Below are 20,479 nucleotides of genomic sequence, written 5' to 3' on the forward strand. Positions count from 1 at the left end.
GACTTGACTATGTACGAACCGTATCCTGTCCCCGAACTGGCACGCGAACATAAACGCTTTCGTTACAGTAGTTTATGGGCATTTGCCAAACAGGATTTACGCCTACTGGCCTTTCTTCTGGTGATTGCCTCCTGTATTGGTCTGGGTTTGGGCTACTTTTGGGCCGGTATTTTTATTGCCTTTCTGATTTTTTTTGGCTTGCAGCTTCGGTCGTTGTACATTGTCAATGAATGGATCTCGAATCGTCCCTACGATACCCCGCCCAATTTAAACGGTATCTGGGGCGCGTTGTTATTCAATGTATATCGCGCACAGCGTCAAGAGCGGATTGTACAGGCCGAAATGGTCGGACTGATTGACCGTGCGCAATCGTCATTGATTGCACTCAATGAAGCCGTGGTGCTAATTGATGACCTGCACCAGATTGAATGGTGTAACCCAGCGGCAGAGGGTTTACTGGGCATCAAGATTCTCGATCGCGGTCACAATATTTTAAGTATTTTACGCCAGCCCAAATTTATTGAATATTTTAATCATATTGATCAGGCGCCCGACGGCATCAAAATCAAATCGTCGTTGTTTGACGATCAGTATGTACAGATCAAACTGACCCGTTTTGGCGAGCAAAGTCGTTTGCTGGTGGCCTACGATGTCACTCGAATTCATAATCTTGAGCAGATGCGTAAAGATTTTGTCGACAATATTTCGCATGAATTACGTACGCCCCTGACCGTTTTGAGCGGCTACATCGAAACGTTCACCGATCAGGAAGATTTAAATCCACGCTGGAAACGCGCTTTCGATCAAATGCAATCACAAACCAAACGTATGAATGCACTGGTGAATGATCTGCTGTTACTTTCGAATCTGGAAAATAATAAAACCATTGCCAAAAATCAGATCATTGAAATGCCAAGTCTGATGAATCAGCTTTTTGACGACGCCCAGGCCTACAATGTCGACTACGGACATACCCTAAATCTGGATATCGACAGCCATTGTGATCTGATTGGCTCCGATATGGAAATTGCCAGCGCCTTTAGTAATCTGATCACCAATGCCATCAAGTACACGCCCAAGGGCGGAATTATTACCATTGGTTGGCACGACGATGGCGAACACGGCTACTTTACCGTACAAGACAACGGCATTGGTATAGATCCCAAACACTTGCCGCGTTTGACCGAACGTTTTTACCGTGTCGACAGCGCCCGCAGCCGTGCCACAGGCGGAACGGGTCTTGGGCTGGCCATCGTTAAACATGTGCTGATGCAGCACGGCGCTTATCTCGATGTCGTATCTAAAGAAAATGAAGGTTCGACGTTCAAGGCCATTTTCCCCAAAGAACGTTTGTACCAGATGATGTAAACACACCCTCTGCTCTGTATTGCTGGGCAGCACAACATGCTGATTCCATCTGTTAAAACCGCCACAATCTGCGTATAGTGGCGGTTATTGTTTTTATAATCATAACAAATCTTGATTAAGCCTCCTTCAAGATGGGCTATACGAGCAATCGACATGACACAGTACACCGGCCAGAGCCCAAAACAGTACTATCAGGCTCTGATTCAGCAGCAAGCCATTTTGGCTGATCCTTCGCAGCAGGCGGCTATTGAACAATTAAATGAGATCTGGGAGAAACTGGAACGCCCCAAAGCATTTTTTATACAGCGCCCTATTCGTGGGCTTTATATGTGGGGCAGCGTTGGCAGCGGTAAAACATGGCTGATGGATATTTTTTACCAGTCCTTAAGCTATAAAAAGAAAGTCCGCATCCATTTTCATCATTTTCTCAAAAATATTCATCAGCAGCTGGTGCATTACCGCGGCACGCGTGATCCACTTCAGCACATTGCCAATGACCTGATTAAAAAATATAAACTGATTTGCTTCGATGAGTTTTTTGTCAGCAATGTCACTGATGCGATGATCTTGTCCAATCTGTTTAACTTACTGTTTGCCAAGCGCGTGATTTTAGTGGCAACGTCGAATATCGATCCAGATAATTTGTACAAGCATGGCTTACACCGAGAGCGTTTCTTACCGACCATCCGGCATATTCATACGCATTGCCACATTCTCAAGATTGGCAATGCCCTCGATTATCGCGTGGTAAAAGGCCACCATGTTCTGGATCAGTTTTTCTTCTCACCCCTCGATGCAACGGCCGATGCATGGTTAAGCAGTATTTATCGGCATCTGACCCAGCACAATGCACATCCCACGCTGATTCAAATCAATCATCGCGATTTAGAGGCACTTGGCTTACATGAGCGCGTGGCGTGGTTCAGCTTTGATCGGCTGTGCCGCGATGCACGTAGTCCAGCAGATTTTATCGAGCTGTGTCGTCGCTATGACCATGTGCTAATTAGCAATATCACCGAGTTAACGGACGCCATTTACGATGCAGTGCGACGCTTTATTTATCTGATTGATGAGTTGTATGAGCAAAAAGTAGTGCTGTATTTGACTGCTGAGCAGCCGATTGAACAGCTCTACAACGATGAAAAGCTCAAATTCGAATTTCAGCGCACCTTTTCGCGCTTACAAGAAATGCAAAGTCGTGACTATCACGAGGCACGTATAGCCGTCACGCACAAAGAGATTCATTAACACCATAAGCTGCTGCGTAGAGGTCTTGCTTGCCACATCTCGATCTCGCGCAGTCGATGATTCACACAATAAAAACGGAGTTTAGCGTGGCTTTTATCGATTTTTCCATCGTTCAGATCAGTGTCATGCTCATGGCTGTTCTGTGTTCGTATATTATTTTTGGCATGATTGGCTTTGGAACGGCGCTGATTGCCAGCCCAGTTCTCCTCCAGTTTTTACCATTGGCCGAGATTATTCCCTTACTGGCACTTCTAGATTTATGTGCTGCCCTGTCGAATCTCATCAGAGATGGTAAAAAAGCCGATATAACCGAGCTTAAACGGCTGATTCCGCTGATGTGTGTGGGTAGTCTGATCGGATTTTTATTGCTGCTTAAAATTAAACCTGAAACGTCTTTATTGGCTTTTGCGGTATTTATTTTACTTTATGCGCTTTATGCATTAAGTGGAATTCAACCTGAGCGTCGCTTTGACTCCAAACATGTTGTTCCTTTTGGATTCGGCGGTGGGTTATTGGGTGCCATGTTTGGCAGTGGCGGATTTATGTATTCGATTTATTTAAATGGTCGCTTACAAGACCCACAAAAAATCCGTATCACACAAACCACACTCATTGGCTGTAGTACGCTGCTACGCGTCATCCTATTTGCACTTGCTGGAGTGTATTTTTCGTGGCACATCTTTGCACTGATGCTGCTTTTTATACCATCGATGCTGATTGGCAGCTACGTGGGAAAACACATCACGCTTAAACTCTCTAAAGCGCAATTTTTAAAAATTATTCATGTGGTGATTTTTTTCTCTGGGCTTTCAATTTTACTGAAATATGCTTTGACCCATTCATAATTTTTGACCATGTACAGCCTGTCTACTCAGGCTGTACACGACACACATATTGATTAAAGCGTGTGACCGAGTTTCTCACCCATGACCACCACCGAGTTGGCTTTAAACTGGCTTTCCCAAGCCATTTTGTCTTTTTCAAACAAAACAATCGCGGTAGAACCCAAGTAAAAACGACCCAGCTCATCGCCTTTTTCAAGCACCACATCATGATGGTTCAGCTCAAGGCGTCCAGTCGGTTTCACCTTGCCTGTGACCACGGTTTCAATTCCAGCCACAATCATCGCGCCCACCAGCACAACGGCCATACGGCCCAGCTCGGTATCAAACAGGCACACCATACGCTCGTTACGTGCAAACAGACCCGGAATATTTTCGGCTGTCACCTGATTCACCGAAAACAGCTCACCCGGAATATACAAGGTTTCAGTTAAACGGCCTGTTAGCGGCATATGCACACGATGATAATCGCGTGGCGATAGATACACCGTTGCAAATTGCCCATGTTTAAATGGCTGCGCCAGTTGCGGATCGCCAATCAGTTTTTCAACCGAAAAAGACTGTCCTTTGGCCTGAAACACCTCACCGTCATCGATACTGCCGATTTGTGAAATAGCACCATCGGCAGGCGACACAATACTGTCTTGGGCATTGTCGACCACACGGACGCCATCTTTTAAAGCACGGGTAAAAAATTCGTTAAAAGATTTGTACTTTAGGGCATCGGCCTGTTGTGCAATCGATAAATCAATGCCGTATTTGCTTTTGAACGCCTGAATGACCGCGGTTTTGACCAGCAGATTTTCGCTCTCGGCAAGCTTACCCACCACGCGACTTAACTGATGCTGTGGCACAAGCGATTGTGCTTTTATAAATAAATCTTTTTTTAATCGTGACGTTAAGCTCAAAATGGCTGTTCTCCGGTAATCACAGGACTATCGAGGCGATTGCCCCATTCACTCCATGCCCCGTCGTAAGCACGCACCGGCCAATCAAGCAAACGTGCCAAAATATACGCCAATCCCGAACGATGGTGGGACTGACAATACACAATAACAGGCTGGTCAAGACGAAAGCCGAGCTGTTGCAATCGGTGCTGAGTGCGTTCAAATGGATGCAATTTTAGATGATTTTCGCGGTTTAGGGCAGTACTCCATTCAAAATGAAGTGCGCCGGGCATATGTCCACCGCGTCGGGCAGCCAGTCTTAATCCGGTATATTCGTCATGTGTGCGGCAATCCCAAAGCTGTACCGATTGACTGTCAATCAAGGTGCGCAGCTCATCATACTGGATTTGATATTGGGCAGCATGTGAAGTATTGACCGGGTATAAATGACTGACGGGTTCAACCGTATCCACCTCGGACGTGGTGGGTAATCCGGCCCCAAGCCACGCATGAATCCCGCCATTAAGCAAACTGGTTTGGGTAAATCCGAGGCAGTGTAAGGTCCAGATCAGTCGTCCTGCCCATGCACCACCTTCGTCGTCGTAGACCACTACATGATGTGAGGGTGAAAGATTCAAATGGCGAATCAGGGCTTCAAGTTGAGCCTGATCGGGTAAGAGTCCCGTAGCGAGTTCTTCCTGACGAACCAGTTGTGCCGGACGAAGCGCGTAAGCATGTGCCAAATGCAATTGTTCATACACCGAGCTTCGGCTTAAATCGACAATACGCAACCGCGGATGATCCAGATACGCCAGCAGTTCGTCGGGCTCTATCAATAAACCCAAATTGATTTCAGGTACGGCCATTTCGTTTTAATCACATTCTCTAGGTTTGCCATGCCTCATTTTAGCATAGGCTTTTTTCAGGTCTTTCTGTTTTTCATGCATCTTTAGCAGAAAAAGTGCAATCACTTTTACACCAGTGCCACATCTTCAATGTCAAATACCTGACGTAAATAGGCCAAGAACGTGTCGTTATCAGTCATGGTTTTGCCCGGACTGTCTGAAATTTTCGCCACAGACTGTCCATTGCACTCGACCAGCTTTAATACAATATTAAGTGGCGTTTGCCCCATATCATTGGTGAGGTTGGTGCCTATCCCAAAACTGACTTTAAAGCGGTCTTTAAAATACTGATGCAATTCCCATGCCTTTTGTAAGGTCAGGCCATCGCTGAAAGTTAGCATTTTGGTTTTGGTATCAATTTTTAATTGTCGATAATGTGCATAGGCCTTGTCGCCCCATTCGTACGGGTCGCCACTATCGTGACGCAATCCATCAAACAGCTTGGCAAAGTACAGATCGAAATCGCGCAAGAACGCATCCATCCCCACCACATCGGTCAGGGCAATACCCAAATCGCCACGATATTCTTGTACCCATGCCTCTAGGGCCGCTTTTTGAAAATTGCGTAATCTTACGTCAAGCGCCTGAAATGCCTGCAAAAATTCATGTGCCATGGTACCAATTGGCGTAATATTTAATTCTTTAGCCAGCAATACATTGCTGGTACCCCGAAACACATGCGGTGAGCTACGATGAAACGACTCGACCACGTGCTTTTGCCATTCTAGACTGTAGCGACGACGGGTACCAAAATCGGACACTAGAAATGGCGGTTCGTCGTTTGCGTGCTGCGCTTCATACTGCTTGAGTAATTCAAGTTTGGCTTGCAGGCGTCGTTCGCCCTCTTCAAGCACAGCCTCAGTGCGAATACGTCGGAAATACAATTCATTGACAATCGCCAGTACAAAAATCTCAAACATCATGGCCTGAATCATCGGGCCTTCAACACTAATGTCCAAACGGCCTTTGGCATCGATACTGGCACGAATAAAACGGCGTTTGAGCTGAAACAGCTCTAAATAATCGACAAAGTCGCTTTTAATAAATCGAAAGGAACGCAAATATTGCAGTTCATCATCTTTGAACTTGAGCGCACATAAGTGGTCGAGTTGTTCATTCAGATCATCCAGAATATCCGTCAGTGGATAAACCGTTTGATCCAGATTACGGCAGCGAAACTGGTACACACTGTGCGTCTGGGGGAATTGATGTAGCACCACCTGCAACATGGTAAATTTATAAAGATCGGTATCGAGTAATGAATGAATGATTGGAGACATAGACAACAAACATGCAGGTTAGCTTTATGCATTAAACCACATTTTTTTGGCAAGAATCACCTTGATTTGTATAAGACCTTTGTCCTGTCAACACTGTGGCAATGTGCTGACTTTTGCTGTATTTCTGATAGTATTTTGCACATTTCGTTTTTGAGATCTGTCATGCGCGCACTACTACAACGCGTCCTTGAAGCCCACGTGGTGGTCGATGGACATACCACAGGAGCGATCCAGCATGGACTTCTGGTTTTTTTAGGTCTAGGTAAAGACGATGACCTCGACAAAGGTAAAAAACTGATCGATAAGATTTTAAAGTACCGGATTTTCGATGATGAAAACGGCAAAATGGGCTGGAATATCGATCAGGCGCAGGGAGGCTTACTGCTGGTGTCACAGTTTACCTTAATGGCTCAGACCCAAAAAGGCTTGCGTCCCGATTTTGGGCCAGCGATGCCACCGCAAGACGCCAAAGTACTCTATGAACAATTGGTGGAGTATGCCAAATCGCAATTTGCTCGGGTTGAAACCGGAATATTTGCAGCCGATATGAAAGTGCATCTGATCAACGATGGCCCAGTGACGTTTCAGCTCGAGATTTAAAACTAACCTTAAAAAAAACAGGCGCCCGATACCGAGCGCCTGCTGTACACATCTATTCTGACTTAGAACGATTTGCCGGTTTTTTCTTTTAAAAACTGGCGAGCTTGCTTGATCTTGAGCTTCACTGGCTTTGGTAGCTTTGGTGGAATCAGTTTTGCTGCCTGATTAAACCAGACCAACAGACTAAAATCGCCTTCCATTTTGATCGTGCCATTTTGCATCCCCGTCATAAATGCGGTTGGATCACCTTTGATCAAGGTTTTAACGCCCTGCTCACTGTCGGCAAATTGCAAAATAAAATCTGCTTTTTCTGCACTGCCCGCGGCTGTCTCGATTTGACCGTGATTGACGATGATTTGGCGCGCAAAACCCAAATCGGTGCCAATCTGAATACGAAAGGCACGGTCATGTGTGAGTTCAATAAATTTCGGGCAGGTACGTGCCAACTGCTTCATACGTAAAGCCAAACCCATGACCAGTAAGTCAAGCGGATCGGTACTTAAGTCGACCAGAGGTAACTTCACGACAGGTAGAGAAGAAAGTTTCATGACATTTAAGCCTATTTGTATTCTTATCAAAAAATGAACTGGGTCATCCTAGCACAAATGTATCGGCAGCTATACTGTGTTTCGTTCATAAAAGATGATAAAAAAAGTAAAAAAGGCGCAGCCGGACTGCACCTGATTTATGACTGGATCACACCGTTTAGCGGCTCGAATATTGCTGCTGATCGTCCTCATAGACAGGGGTGTGTTCGATATACTGACGATTTGCCAAGGCTTTTTGTGCGCGCTTGTCTTCTCGCAGTAAAATGATGGTGACCGTGACCATCGACAGGCTTAATGCCGCAAGATAACTGTAGGTGACCGGCAGTTCAAATACGGTCTGTACCCCAAAACGTACAACCTCGATCAAGCCCCAAAAAAACATACCTGCAAACATGAAACCGAGCCAATGACGGTACGGCGAAAAGAATACAACAGCTAGTGCAAGCACGATCATCCCGACACCAAGCAGTGTGGCGAAGCTGGCTGTTACCATACTAAACCTCCGTCTAAGATTAAGTTTCTGCATCCCGAGCAGAACATCAAGTTAAGTCCCTTCACGCATTCAACATCGTGCATTCAACAACGCATCTGTTTTTGTCTGTAGCTGCATTATGGAGGGTTTTTTTTAGAAAAAAAGAGTCAAAATGGCTTGTGACGACACACCCTGTCGCAACATTATTTTGTCATTACACATTTTCAACCATCAAAAAAAGCGCCGTTCTAGAGCTGATCGTTGTTGGCGTGTCATTACAACGCCATATCCTCAAAAAGCAGTGTTTTTTAATTTTTTTTTGCGCGATACGTTTCAAAATTTATCAATTGACGTGTTGGGCTAAAGGGCTGGATTGGATGGGAATTTCATATAAAAAACGCCGCTCATCGAGCAGCGTTCAAAGCCTGAAAATCGAGCCTTTTAGGCGCGTGTCAGATCCTTGTCATGCACCCCAAGTAAATACAGTACACCGTCCAAACCTACACTCGAAATGGCCTGATTGGCATTTTGACGCACCAATGGCTTGGCACGAAATGCCACACCCAATCCGGCAATCGACAGCATTGGCAGATCGTTCGCGCCATCACCAACTGCAATGGCCTGTTCAAGTGAAATGCCCATTCGCTGTGCCAGATCACGCAACAGTTCGGCTTTACGGGCGCCATCAACAATGGCACCTTTTACCTCACCAGTCACCACACCTGCCTTCACATCTAAAATATTGGCATGTACTTCGTCTATACCGAGTTTATCTTGTAGATATTCGGCAAAATATTGAAAACCACCCGATAAAATCGCGGTGCGGTAGCCCAATGCTTTTAAAGTCGAAATCAGGCGCTCTGCCCCTTCGGTAATGGTCAGGCGTTCAGCAATACGCGGCAGTACCGAGGCATCCAAACCTTTAAGCAAGGCCACACGTGCACGGAAGCTTTGCTGGAAATCCAGCTCGCCCTGCATGGCACGCTCGGTAATTTCAGCCACCTGCTCGCCAACCCCTGCTTCACATGCCAGTTCGTCAATCACTTCTTGCTCAATCAGGGTCGAGTCCATATCGAAACAGACCAAACGACGATTACGGCGATAGGCGTTGTCTTCTTGAACTGCCACATCGATATTGAGTTCACCAGAAAGACTTAAACATGCCGCACGCATGGCCTGAGCATCGAGCATTTGCCCACTTAAACCAAACTGTACACAGGCACGTTGCGGTGCATCTTGCTGCGAACCCAGTGCTGGGCGGCCCGACAACCGGGTCACTGTTTCGATATTGAAGCCCTGATCGGAGACAATTTTGGTAACAGCTTGTAAATGTGAAGCGGTCAATTCTGGCGCCAATGCAGTCACGATATAGCGTGTACGGCCACCTTCGCTGACCCACTGATCGTATTCTGCACTTGAGATGGGTTTAAAGCGCACAGTCAGTCCAATATCATGTGCTAGAATCAAAATTTCCTTCATCGCTAGTGCTGTAGCGGTTTCGTCATCGGATGCAACCACGATGCCCAAGGTGAGCTGATTATGAATAACGGCCTGGCCGACATCTAGAATATGTAAGGAATGAACGGACAATACCTGCATTAATCGGGTGAACTGATTAGGTTGGTCGGGTCCCAAAAAAGAGATAAGAATGATTTCTCGCATGAATTGACTCGGGTTTGAGCTACAACTATTGTAAGAATCATAATCGAAATTGAATCTATTTGCCTTGGAAGTTTACGTTGAATGCACCTCGACAAGGGCTATTTGCTAGCCTATTAATCGTAAGTTTTGCTTTGCATACCTTTTTAATGGTGATTGCAACCACCCATCAACTCAATGAGAACCGTGCGAGTCAGGGGCAACTGATGACCAGTCAACTGGTCACCGACAGTCTGACCGAGCTGGAACCGGCCAATACGGTATCCTTGGCATTGATTGCCAACCGTTATGCCACCAACCCTAGCGTGGCCTCAATCCGTATTCTGGATGCCAACAAGCAGGTACTGGCCACCAGTGGTATGGAAAAAACTCGCCAAGGCGAAGTGTTTGTACGGGATGCACTGCAAAACGAAAAGAAAGTCGGCACCATTGAAATCACGCTGATTAAACCCAGCATTGGTGAAATCTTAAGAACCCAGTGGTTGACCATTTTGGCCATGTTTGTGATTCACTTGCTCCTCTGGCTGGCATATCGCGCCATTGCTCGACCAAGCCGCAGTGAATATTTGGCACGCATCAACAGTGAAACTCGCTTAAAGCATGAAATCCAGCAATTGATTCAGGCGCTTGAAACAGAAAAGCAAAATACCATCACCTTGGTGGCACAGGCCAAACAGCAGGCGCAGCAAAAAGCCATTCAGATTCCAGACGTGGTATTGCCTGAGCACACGCAAGGCGATCAGGCGGTGGCACTGAATATTCAGTTTTACGATCCGAAACAATTACTCAATAGCGTCAACCAGTCTGTTTCGGTGCCCTACTTCAAGCTCTGCCAGATCTTTTTACAAAAAAGCATTGAGCTGAGCTGCAAGCATTACCATGTGAATCCAAACGAGATTCAGGTGGTCAATGAATTTCAGCAGCAGGGCGCCAACTTGATCATGAGTAAGCCAACTACACAAGGTACACTGTGTTTACTCATGACAGGTGCCGTGTTCCAGTTGCTTTCTGACGTACTGTACAAGCGTTATCGTGAAGACAAACGTTTTGCCCTGCAAACCCGTTTTGCTGTCTCGACTGCCGTTGAGGCCATGCAACTTAATCCACTCGAGGCAGCGCAGCGCCTGACTGGCTATTTGCATGCCAAAGAATCTGCATTGCACCTCAATCACCATCAGCTTAAAGTAGTGGGTGAGGCATTCCAGTTGGTTGCCATGCCGAATCCAAGTAATGTGATGACCCGTCATGCCTTTATGATGAACGGTATGAACAATGACTGCGCCGAGACTGCACAGCGTATTCGCACCGAGATTCTGATGGGAAAAAAGGCGCGCGCATCGATTGATGCCTCTTTAGACCATACCTCAAAAATTTAAGTCCGCTTTCACATCACTAAAACCCGCGCTGGCGGGTTTTTTTGTTTTTTATGGGTTGAATTATCAGAAAATGCGAAAAGTTCATTCTTTTTATGACTAAAACGTTGATTATTTCGTGGACAGAATGCTTTAATTTCGATCCATTTAGGCTTTTCAAGTGACTTCGGTTCTGTGTATAAAGGGATGCCAGAAAGTAAATGCATGCAGCATAGGCAAATTCGGTGAAAACACGCTAAACTATGCTACAAATTGTGAAAGATAATCGTCTTCGGACACAGTGAGAAGGGAAAGGCTTATGCCACTAAGTGATGTGGAAGCGCTTGTCGAAGATATCCGTGCAGGCAAAATGGTCATTCTAATTGATGATGAAGACCGTGAAAATGAAGGTGATCTAGTCATTGCTGCGACGCATGTACGTCCGCAAGACATCAACTTTATGATCACGCACGCGCGTGGACTGGTCTGCCTGACCTTAAGTCGTGAACGCTGCCAGCAGTTAAACCTGCCGCTCATGGTCGACCAGAACGGCGCACAGCACAGCACGAACTTTACCTTATCGATCGAAGCCGCAGAAGGCATCACCACCGGTATTTCGGCAGCAGAACGTGCCCACACCATTCGCACTGCCGTGGCTGCGCATGCCAAACCAAGCGATATTGTACAACCGGGCCATATCTTTCCTTTAATGGCACAACCAGGCGGTGTTCTTCACCGTGCCGGTCATACTGAAGCAGGCTGTGATCTGGCTCGACTAGCCGGGCTTGAACCTGCATCGGTGATTTGCGAAATCATCAACGAAGACGGCACCATGGCACGTCGCCCCGATTTAGAAGTCTTTGCAGAAAAGCATGGTTTAAAGATTGGAACCATTGCCGATCTCATTCATTACCGTATGACCAATGAACAGACGGTCGAGCGCTTGAGCCAGCAAACTATCGAAACCGAATACGGTCACTTTGAGCTCTTCCGCTACCGTGAAGTTGGAAATCCGGATATCCATCTGGCACTGGTCAAAGGTGAACCGCGTGAAGGCGTTACCACCGTGCGTGTTCATGGCTTTAACCCGACCCGCGACTTGCTCAAACTCAATAAGCAAGGCGGTGAGCCGGCGTGGAATCTGGATCGTGCTTTAAGCACCATTGCTGCCGCAGAGCGTGGCGTATTGGTCTGGATTGGACAGGATCATTTACAAGATTTGGGCCCTGCCCTTGAAAGCTTGACCAAACCGAAACCGTTAAAATCAAATGCTGCGCTGTCACAGCAATATCAAACGATTGGGGTCGGTGCACAAATTTTACGTGATTTGGGCGTGGAAAAAATGAATCTGCTCAGTTCACCTTTACGTTTTAACGCGCTGTCTGGCTTTAACTTGGAAGTGGTGAAATACATCACCGCAGATCAAACTCTAGAAAACTAATCGAGGTTGTTATGGCAATTCGCCGTATTGAAGGTTTATTACATCTCGCGAGCGAAGGCCGTTACGCGATTTTAGTGGGTCGTTTTAACAGTTTTGTCGTTGAGCATTTACTCGAAGGTGCAATTGACACCTTGAAACGTCATGGCGTTAGCGAGGATAATATCACTGTTGCTTACGCACCAGGTGCTTGGGAATTGCCAATCGTTGCTAAAAAATTGGCTGATTCTAACAAATTTGATGCCATTATTGCTTTGGGCGCAGTCATTCGTGGAAGTACTCCACATTTCGACTTCGTTGCAGGCGAATGTGCCAAAGGCCTTGGTGTGGTTGCACTTGAAAGTAGTCTTCCGGTTATCAATGGTGTATTGACAACTGACAGTATCGAACAGGCAATTGAACGTTCGGGTACAAAAGCAGGTAATAAAGGTTCTGAAGCAGCCTTAACTGCAATTGAAATGGTTAATCTGTTAAAGGCAATCTAAAGCATGTCGCAAACACTCCAAGCCGCTTATGCAGCGAAACGTAAAGCACGTCGTTTTGCTGTACAAGGCATTTATGAATGGCAAATGAGCCACAACCCTGTGCATGAAATTGAAGCACGTACCCGTGTCGAAAATGCGATGCACAAGGTCGATCTCAGCTACTATCATGAATTGCTCACGCAAGTGGTTGCACAACATGAAACATTGGATACGTTACTTGTTCCGGTACTAGACCGTGAACTCAGTGCCCTGGATGGCGTCGAATTGGCAACCTTACGTTTAGGTGCATATGAACTTCGAGACCATCTCGAGATCCCGTATCGTGTTGTTCTGGACGAAGCGATTGAGCTGGCCAAACATTTTGGTGGTGCCGATAGCCACAAATACATCAATGGTGTTCTTGATCGTTTGGCTTCTCGACTTCGTGAAGCTGAAAAACAACAAGCCAACTAAGGCGTGTTGCGTGCATGGCTGAGTTTTCTGTAATTGACCAATATTTTTCCCGTTCGGCCTTACATGGCGATGAACTTGGTGTTGGTGACGACTCAGCCCTGCTTACGCCGCCACATGGCCAGCAACTGGTCATCTGTACAGATACCCTGATTGCGGGTCGGCATTTTCCACTTAGCACCTCTGCCCATGCCATTGGCTGGAAAAGTGTTGCAGTTAATTTGTCTGATATTGCTGCAATGGGAGCTAAACCACACAGTATTTTGCTGGCACTTAGCCTTCCAGAAGTCGATCATGACTGGTTAAGTGAGTTTAGTCGTGGCCTATATCAATGCTGTGATCAATTTGGGGTACACCTCATTGGTGGCGATACCACACAGAGCCCGCACCTCACCATTACGGTGACGGCGCTTGGTTATGTCGATCAGCAGCAAGCCGTATGCCGATCTGGCGCACAGGTGGGTGACTATGTGGTGGTCAGTGGTCAAGTGGGTGACGCTGCCTATGGTCTGGCACATTTAGGCTCTGCCTTGCAGCAGCGACTGGATTATCCAACACCACGCTGCGAACTCGGACAACGCCTGAAAGGGCTTGCATCAAGCATGATTGATGTGTCCGACGGTTTGGCCCAAGATCTGGGGCATATTTTAAAAGCATCTCATGTTGGGGCGCAGCTCGATCTTGAGCAGCTACCGCTCGACCCTGCACTCGAAGCGCTTGAAAATACAGCCAAGTGGCAGTTTGCACTTGCAGGGGGCGACGACTATGAGCTGTGTTTTACCATCTCACCTGAACATTTTGAACAACTTCAACAGTATTCTCTCGATACCAAAATCACAAAAATTGGTCAGATTACCGCACAACAACAATTGACCTATCATTATCAAGGACAGGACTACCCGCTTCAACTGCATGGATACCAACACTTTGCCTAAACCTTCAATCGACTTCAAACGCATGTCTTGGTTCAATCGCTGCATCGTATTTTGTGGTGTTGGTTTTGGTTCAGGCTTGGCGCCCAAAGCACCCGGCACTTTTGGCTCGGCCTTTGCCTTACTGTTCATTCCGTTTTGGGTCTGGATCGGTTTTTATCCAAGTGTGGCTCTGATTGCACTGATGAGTGTAATCGGGATTTTTTTCTGTGGGAAAACCGCAGAACTGATGGGTGTACACGATGATGGCCGGATTGTCTGGGACGAATTTGCAGGACAATCGATTACCGTATTGCCTTTAATCTATTTTAATCTAATGGATGTAAAATGGGCCCTCATCAGTTTTGCCCTATTCCGGCTGTTCGATGTGTGGAAGCCGTGGCCCATTCGAGTGATTGATCGACAGGTGCATGGCGGATTTGGCATTATGCTTGATGATCTGATTGCAGGGCTCTGGGCTGCACTGTGTATTTTGATATATTTATCACTGGTCTAAACCGTTAAGTAGGTTATTCATGACAACGACCGTTATTATTCTTGCTGCGGGCAAAGGAACGCGTATGCGCTCTAGCCTTCCTAAAGTATTACAGCCTTTGGCAGGCCGTCCTTTGCTCGGACACGTCATTCAAACGGCAAAACAACTGCATGCACAAAATATTATTACCATCTATGGACACGGTGGTGAACACGTTCAACAACAATTTCAGCAAGAAAATATTCAGTGGGTTGAGCAAGCCGAACAACTGGGCACAGGTCATGCGGTTCAGATGACATTACCCGTATTACCACAAGAAGGCATGTCACTGATTTTGTATGGCGATGTGCCGTTGGTGCGCCAAGAAACTCTCGATCAGCTCCTTGCCGTATCAAGTGCAACTGGCATTGGCATGATTACGCTCAATGTGGACAATCCGACCGGATATGGACGCATCATTCGTGACAACGACAAGATTCAAGCGATTGTGGAACATAAAGATGCCACTGAGCAACAGCGTCAGATTCAGGAAATTAATACTGGCATCTATTGCGTCAGTAATCAGAAACTGCACGCATGGTTACCAAAGCTATCGAATAACAACGCCCAAGGTGAATACTATCTCACCGATATTGTGGCCATGGCCGTTGCCGACGGTTTGGAAATTGCATCAATTCAGCCCGAACTGGCCTATGAAGTAGAAGGCGTCAATGACCGTCTACAACTGGCAGCGCTCGAGCGCGAATTTCAATTGCAACAAGCCAAAAGCCTGATGCAGCAGGGTCTCACCTTGAGTGATCCGGCTCGTTTTGATGTACGTGGTACGCTCAAAATTGGACAAGATGTCAAAATCGATATCAATGTGATTATTGAAGGTGATTGTGAACTGGGCGATTTTGTCGAAATTGGCGCAGGTTGCGTATTAAAAAATACCCGTATTGCTGCTGGCACAAAAGTGCAACCTTACAGCGTGTTTGAAAATGCGGTTGTGGGTGAAAATACTCTGATCGGACCATTTGCGCGCTTGCGTCCGGGTGCAGAGCTGGCCAACGACGTACACATCGGCAACTTCGTTGAAGTGAAAAATACCCGTATCGGGGTCGGCTCAAAAGCCAACCATTTTACCTATCTGGGCGATGCCGAAGTTGGTGCTGGTTCGAATATTGGTGCAGGAACCATTACCTGCAATTATGATGGTGCAAATAAATTTAAAACTGTGATTGGCGATGCTGCATTTATTGGCTCTAACAGTTCACTGGTCGCGCCTGTACATATTGGCAATGGTGCCACCGTGGGTGCAGGTTCGGTGATTACCCGTGATGTGAGCGACAATGCACTGGCATTTGAGCGCGCGCAACAAATTGAAAAAGCAAATTATCAACGTCCGCAAAAGTTGAAAAAATAAGAGGTATTAGGCATGTGTGGTATCGTCGGAGGCGTTGCAGAACGCAACATTAGTGAGATTTTAATTGAAGGTCTCAAACGCCTTGAATACCGCGGATACGACTCTGCGGGCGTTGCATTGGTGAGTCCATCGCATATCCTGCGCGAGCGCCGTGTAGGAAAAGTGGCCAATTTGGCCGAGGCCGTTGCACAGAGCAAATTAAGCGGCTCTCTAGGTATTGCACATACACGCTGGGCCACGCATGGTAAACCGACCGAACACAATGCACATCCGCATATTTCGGGTGATGTGGCTGTGGTGCACAACGGTATTATTGAAAACTATCAAGAGCTTAAAGATGACCTAGAAGCGCTAGGCTATGTCTTTACCTCACAAACCGACACCGAAGTCGTGGCGCATCTGGTGCATCATGCGCTCAAAGAGCAAACCAGCCTGCTCGATGCAGTTCGTAGTGTAGTGCCAGAGCTTAAAGGCGCTTATGCGCTGGGTATTGTGCATAAGGATCATCCAGATGAGTTGATCACCGTACGTGAAGGTTCGCCCCTGGTGATTGGTGTGGGGATTGGTGAAAACTTTATCAGTTCAGATCAGTTGGCGCTTTTACCTGTGACCAATCGCTTTGTGTATTTGGAAGAAGGTGATATTGCCCGTCTGACCCGTGACAGTATTGAAATTTATGCACATGGCGAAAAAATCGAGCGTCCGGTTAAAGAGCTTGATGCTGCGGTCAGTAATGCATCGAAAGGCGAATACAAGCACTACATGCTCAAAGAGATTTATGAGCAGCCTGAAGCTATTCAACAAACCATTTCACAAGCCTTAAATGGCAATGCATTGCGTGATGATTTCTTGCACTTGGCCGAAGTGGATTTTAAACAGATCCAAAACGTACAGATTATTGCCTGCGGTACCAGTTACCACGCCGGTATGATTGCCAAGTACTGGTTTGAGCAATTAATTAATGTGCCGTGTCAGGTGGAGATTGCTAGCGAGTTTCGTTATCGCTCACCGGTGATTGTGGCGAATACTTTGTATATCTGTATTTCTCAGTCTGGTGAAACTGCCGACACCTTGGCAGCGCTACGTGACACACAAAAGCGTGCCAAAGCCAAAGATATTCAGATCTCGACTCTGACCATTTGTAACGTGGCCACGTCATCGATGGTACGCGAAACAGATCATCATTTGCTAACCCTCGCAGGCCCAGAAATTGGCGTGGCATCGACCAAAGCCTTTACCACTCAGCTTGCAGCATTGATGCTACTCATTTTGAAAATTGGTCAGGTGAAGCAGCAAATTGCCGCTGAACAAATTTCAGAGATTGCATCGCAATTGTGGCATTGTCCAAAAGTCATGCTCGATACTTTGCAACACAATACGGAAATTTTACGTTTATCTGAACTGTTTGTTGAAAAGCAGCACTGCTTGTTCTTGGGCCGCGGTACACATTATCCGATTGCCCTTGAAGGTGCATTGAAACTGAAAGAAATTTCGTATATTCATGCCGAAGGCTATGCCGCGGGTGAATTAAAACATGGCCCGTTGGCCTTGGTCGATAACGAAATGCCTGTGGTCATTTTGGCGCCGCAAGACGATATGCTCGATAAACTAAAATCGAATATGGAAGAAGTTCAGGCACGTGGCGGTGAACTGTTTGTGTTTGCCGATGAAAACAGCGGTATTCGCGACAAAGACCGTCAGCATGTGGTTTTAATTCCAGATGTGAATGCTTGGCTGGCACCGATTGTGTACAGTATTCCGGTACAGTTACTGTCGTATCATGTGGCGGTATTGCGTGGTACAGATGTCGATCAGCCACGTAACCTTGCAAAATCAGTTACCGTAGAGTAAGCAACTGATTTTGAAAACTAATTTTGTATGAGAGTACTTTATAAATACTACTTAATAAAGTCTCATACTGAATTACTTAAAAATCCACACAAGCGATGCTCTAGAAAAGCATCGCTGTGTGGATTTTTTTATGCTTATGAAGTAAGCCGCTAAATTTAGATTCTATTTGGCATCAACAATTCAACCTGCATCTATTGCAGGTTTTTTTATCTATTTAAATTTTTAACTATCAATATAATTACATTATTCATAAATAAATTTCGTATTGCGTAATTATAAAAAATCCGTATGATGAAAGATAAAGAGATTACTGATATGCCAAGGAATGCTGACATGAGCGCGCATTTATCTTCATTTATCGAGGTTTTCCCGACTTCGGATTTTCCTATTCAGAATTTGCCTTACGGAATTTTTAGCGAAACCACAACAGGTAAACGCCGTGTAGGCGTGGCACTCGGCGACTGGGTGGTCGATCTGGCGGCACTTGAGCGTGCAGGGCTTTTAACTCTCCAAGAGGGTGAACAGTTTTTCGACCAACCCACCTTAAATAAATTTATTGAAAGTGGTAAAGCGTATTGGCACAGCACGCGACAAACCTTGCAGCGCTTATTGTCTAAAAATGAATCGACGCTTCGCGATAACACCGCACTTCGTCAGCACGCTTTTTATCAGCAAAGCGATGTGGTGATGCATTTACCTGTACATATTCCGGGCTATACCGATTTTTATTCGTCTAAAGAACACGCCACCAATGTGGGCTGCATGTTTCGTGACCCCAAAAATGCGTTATTGCCGAACTGGTCTGAGCTACCTGTGGGCTATAACGGACGCGCCAGCTCGGTGGTGGTAAGCGGTACCAATATTGTGCGTCCATCGGGTCAAATCAAATTGCCCGATCAGGAGCGTCCTGTCTTTTCAGCCTGTCGCAAGCTGGATTTTGAACTGGAAACGGGCTTTATTGTGGGCAAGGCAACTCACCTAGGTGAACCGATTTCAATTGAAAACGCATGGGATCATATTTTTGGTGTGGTGCTGTTTAACGACTGGTCGGCGCGCGATTTGCAACAGTGGGAATATGTACCACTCGGGCCGTTCAATGCCAAAACTTTTGCCTCTTCCATCTCGCCATGGATTGTCACGCTAGAGGCACTTGAACCGTTTCGAACGCATTCGCCACAACAAGATCCACTGCCACTGGCTTATTTACAAGAAGATCTTTCGGCCAACAGTTACGACATTCATTTATCGGTAGAACTCAAAGCTGCCGAACAACAACATGCAGATGTGATTTGCAGCACCAATTTTAAATATATGTACTGGTCGATGGCACAACAACTAACTCATCACACGGTGGCAGGCTGTAATGTACAAGTGGGTGACTTAATGGGGTCAGGTACTATTTCTGGCCCGACTCCAGATTCTTATGGCTCGCTGCTTGAACTCACATGGAATAATACGCGCCCATTACAACTTTCAAACGGTGAGCAGCGCGGCTTTTTACAAGATGGCGATACGCTAATCATGAAAGGCTATTGTGAAAAAAATGGCTTACGGATTGGCTTTGGCGAAGTGACAGGCACGATCTTGCCGGCACGTCAATTCGCTTTTCAAGAAACCGAAGCACAGGAACGTACCGACTATGCAACTGTATAGCTATTTTAGAAGCTCGGCGGCGTTTCGAGTCCGCATTGCACTTGCTATTAAAGGACTGACTGCCGAAATTGTACCCGTTCATTTACTTCAAGATGGCGGTCAGCAACACTCACCTGCGTATGTACAGCTTAATCCGAGCGAGCTGGTGCCGACCTTACAAGACGAAGAGCATGTTCTGACCCAGTCGCTGAGTATTCTTGAATATCTTGAAGAGCAATATCCAGATCCAAGACTTTTGCCCCAAGCGGCCCATTTACGTGCCCAAGTTCGTGCCTTTTGTCTCAATATTGCCTGTGATATTCATCCGCTAAATAACCTGCGGGTACTGCAATATTTAACAGGCACCCTTAAGCTCTCTGATATCGAAAAAAATCAATGGTATCAGCACTGGATCGTGACTGGCCTAAATAGCCTGGAAGCCCAATTACAGGCGACGGCAGGTAAATTTTGTTTTGGTGATCAGCTGACCATGGCAGATTGCTGTCTGATTCCACAAGTTTATAACGCCAAACGCTTTCAAATTGATTTAAGCGCCTATCCACTCATTGAAGCGGTCTATGCACAGTGTATGACCCTCCCCGCGTTTATTGAAGCGGCGCCAGAACAACAACCCGATGCTGCATAAAATA

At 46.3% G+C, this 20,479-nt stretch carries 20 protein-coding genes; 14 read left to right on the forward strand and 6 right to left on the reverse strand.

Annotated features, from left to right (window positions below):
- Positions 1–9 precede the first annotated feature (9 nt).
- From phoR to QLG00_RS06370, 3 genes are all read left to right on the forward strand, one after another.
- Entirely contained in the window at positions 10–1,368 is a 1,359-nt protein-coding gene (phoR, locus tag QLG00_RS06360; RefSeq protein WP_119690636.1) for a phosphate regulon sensor histidine kinase PhoR, read from the forward strand.
- A 153-nt stretch (positions 1,369–1,521) separates the two neighbouring features.
- A complete protein-coding gene (gene zapE / locus QLG00_RS06365) occupies positions 1,522–2,616 on the forward strand; it encodes a cell division protein ZapE (protein ID WP_119690637.1) in 1,095 nt (364 codons plus the stop codon).
- A gap of 86 nt (positions 2,617–2,702) precedes the next feature.
- A complete protein-coding gene (locus QLG00_RS06370; protein WP_119690638.1) occupies positions 2,703–3,461 on the forward strand; it encodes a sulfite exporter TauE/SafE family protein in 759 nt (252 codons plus the stop codon).
- Between the two features lie 53 nt (positions 3,462–3,514).
- Here the strand turns inward: QLG00_RS06370 and asd are convergent, their stop codons facing one another.
- The 3 genes from asd to pncB all read right to left on the reverse strand — a co-directional run bounded on the left by asd (position 3,515) and on the right by pncB (position 6,530).
- Positions 3,515–4,366, reverse strand: coding sequence for an archaetidylserine decarboxylase (asd, locus tag QLG00_RS06375; RefSeq protein ID WP_004944709.1), 852 nt, complete (start codon positions 4,364–4,366; stop codon positions 3,515–3,517).
- Complete coding sequence (locus tag QLG00_RS06380; RefSeq protein WP_119690639.1) at positions 4,363–5,211, reverse strand: rhodanese-like domain-containing protein; 849 nt, start codon at positions 5,209–5,211, stop codon at positions 4,363–4,365. The genes asd and QLG00_RS06380 overlap by 4 nt, the downstream gene beginning before the upstream one ends.
- Positions 5,212–5,318: 107 nt before the next feature.
- On the reverse strand, positions 5,319–6,530 hold the full coding sequence (gene pncB / locus QLG00_RS06385; RefSeq protein WP_004933750.1) for a nicotinate phosphoribosyltransferase: 1,212 nt from the start codon (positions 6,528–6,530) through the stop codon (positions 5,319–5,321).
- Between the two features lie 162 nt (positions 6,531–6,692).
- On the opposite strand from pncB, the gene dtd reads away from it, so the two are divergent.
- Positions 6,693–7,130, forward strand: coding sequence for a D-aminoacyl-tRNA deacylase (dtd, locus tag QLG00_RS06390; RefSeq protein ID WP_048765245.1), 438 nt, complete (start codon positions 6,693–6,695; stop codon positions 7,128–7,130).
- A gap of 62 nt (positions 7,131–7,192) precedes the next feature.
- On the opposite strand, the gene QLG00_RS06395 is transcribed toward dtd, so the two are convergent.
- The 3 genes from QLG00_RS06395 to serB all read right to left on the reverse strand — a co-directional run bounded on the left by QLG00_RS06395 (position 7,193) and on the right by serB (position 9,812).
- A complete protein-coding gene (locus tag QLG00_RS06395; RefSeq protein ID WP_004933745.1) occupies positions 7,193–7,678 on the reverse strand; it encodes a hypothetical protein in 486 nt (161 codons plus the stop codon).
- A gap of 157 nt (positions 7,679–7,835) precedes the next feature.
- Positions 7,836–8,171: a ciprofloxacin tolerance protein AciT gene (gene aciT, locus QLG00_RS06400; RefSeq protein WP_004933743.1), complete on the reverse strand. Its 336-nt coding sequence runs from the start codon at positions 8,169–8,171 to the stop codon at positions 7,836–7,838.
- Positions 8,172–8,591: 420 nt separating this feature from the next.
- On the reverse strand, positions 8,592–9,812 hold the full coding sequence (serB, locus tag QLG00_RS06405; RefSeq protein ID WP_104124010.1) for a phosphoserine phosphatase SerB: 1,221 nt from the start codon (positions 9,810–9,812) through the stop codon (positions 8,592–8,594).
- Between the two features lie 59 nt (positions 9,813–9,871).
- Here serB and QLG00_RS06410 point away from each other — a divergent pair, with 59 nt between their 5' ends.
- The 10 genes from QLG00_RS06410 to maiA all read left to right on the forward strand — a co-directional run bounded on the left by QLG00_RS06410 (position 9,872) and on the right by maiA (position 20,475).
- On the forward strand, positions 9,872–11,185 hold the full coding sequence (locus tag QLG00_RS06410; RefSeq protein ID WP_171063718.1) for a hypothetical protein: 1,314 nt from the start codon (positions 9,872–9,874) through the stop codon (positions 11,183–11,185).
- Between the two features lie 295 nt (positions 11,186–11,480).
- Positions 11,481–12,602: a bifunctional 3,4-dihydroxy-2-butanone-4-phosphate synthase/GTP cyclohydrolase II gene (ribBA, locus tag QLG00_RS06415; RefSeq protein WP_004944690.1), complete on the forward strand. Its 1,122-nt coding sequence runs from the start codon at positions 11,481–11,483 to the stop codon at positions 12,600–12,602.
- An 11-nt stretch (positions 12,603–12,613) separates the two neighbouring features.
- Positions 12,614–13,084, forward strand: coding sequence for a 6,7-dimethyl-8-ribityllumazine synthase (gene ribE, locus QLG00_RS06420; protein WP_004933736.1), 471 nt, complete (start codon positions 12,614–12,616; stop codon positions 13,082–13,084).
- A 3-nt stretch (positions 13,085–13,087) separates the two neighbouring features.
- The gene (gene nusB / locus QLG00_RS06425; RefSeq protein ID WP_004933735.1) at positions 13,088–13,537 is read left to right on the forward strand and encodes a transcription antitermination factor NusB; all 450 of its coding nucleotides are present in this window, start codon (positions 13,088–13,090) and stop codon (positions 13,535–13,537) included.
- A 14-nt stretch (positions 13,538–13,551) separates the two neighbouring features.
- Positions 13,552–14,469 (forward strand): thiamine-phosphate kinase, encoded by a 918-nt coding sequence (thiL, locus tag QLG00_RS06430; protein WP_282470678.1) that lies wholly within the window; start codon positions 13,552–13,554, stop codon positions 14,467–14,469.
- Entirely contained in the window at positions 14,447–14,962 is a 516-nt protein-coding gene (locus QLG00_RS06435; RefSeq protein WP_025095638.1) for a phosphatidylglycerophosphatase A, read from the forward strand. The genes thiL and QLG00_RS06435 overlap by 23 nt, the downstream gene beginning before the upstream one ends.
- Positions 14,963–14,981: 19 nt before the next feature.
- Positions 14,982–16,346, forward strand: a complete 1,365-nt coding sequence (glmU, locus tag QLG00_RS06440) for a bifunctional UDP-N-acetylglucosamine diphosphorylase/glucosamine-1-phosphate N-acetyltransferase GlmU (RefSeq protein WP_004944682.1) — start codon at positions 14,982–14,984, stop codon at positions 16,344–16,346.
- Between the two features lie 12 nt (positions 16,347–16,358).
- Positions 16,359–18,197: a glutamine--fructose-6-phosphate transaminase (isomerizing) gene (gene glmS / locus QLG00_RS06445; protein ID WP_151840181.1), complete on the forward strand. Its 1,839-nt coding sequence runs from the start codon at positions 16,359–16,361 to the stop codon at positions 18,195–18,197.
- A gap of 333 nt (positions 18,198–18,530) precedes the next feature.
- Positions 18,531–19,850: a fumarylacetoacetase gene (gene fahA / locus QLG00_RS06450; RefSeq protein ID WP_282470679.1), complete on the forward strand. Its 1,320-nt coding sequence runs from the start codon at positions 18,531–18,533 to the stop codon at positions 19,848–19,850.
- Positions 19,837–20,475: a maleylacetoacetate isomerase gene (gene maiA / locus QLG00_RS06455; RefSeq protein WP_282470680.1), complete on the forward strand. Its 639-nt coding sequence runs from the start codon at positions 19,837–19,839 to the stop codon at positions 20,473–20,475. Before fahA ends, maiA begins: the two co-directional genes overlap by 14 nt.
- Positions 20,476–20,479: the final 4 nt, after the last annotated feature.

Origin of the sequence: Acinetobacter sp. V89_7 (assembly GCF_029967895.1) — a bacterium.
Taxonomy (GTDB): Bacteria; Pseudomonadota; Gammaproteobacteria; order Pseudomonadales; family Moraxellaceae; genus Acinetobacter; species Acinetobacter soli.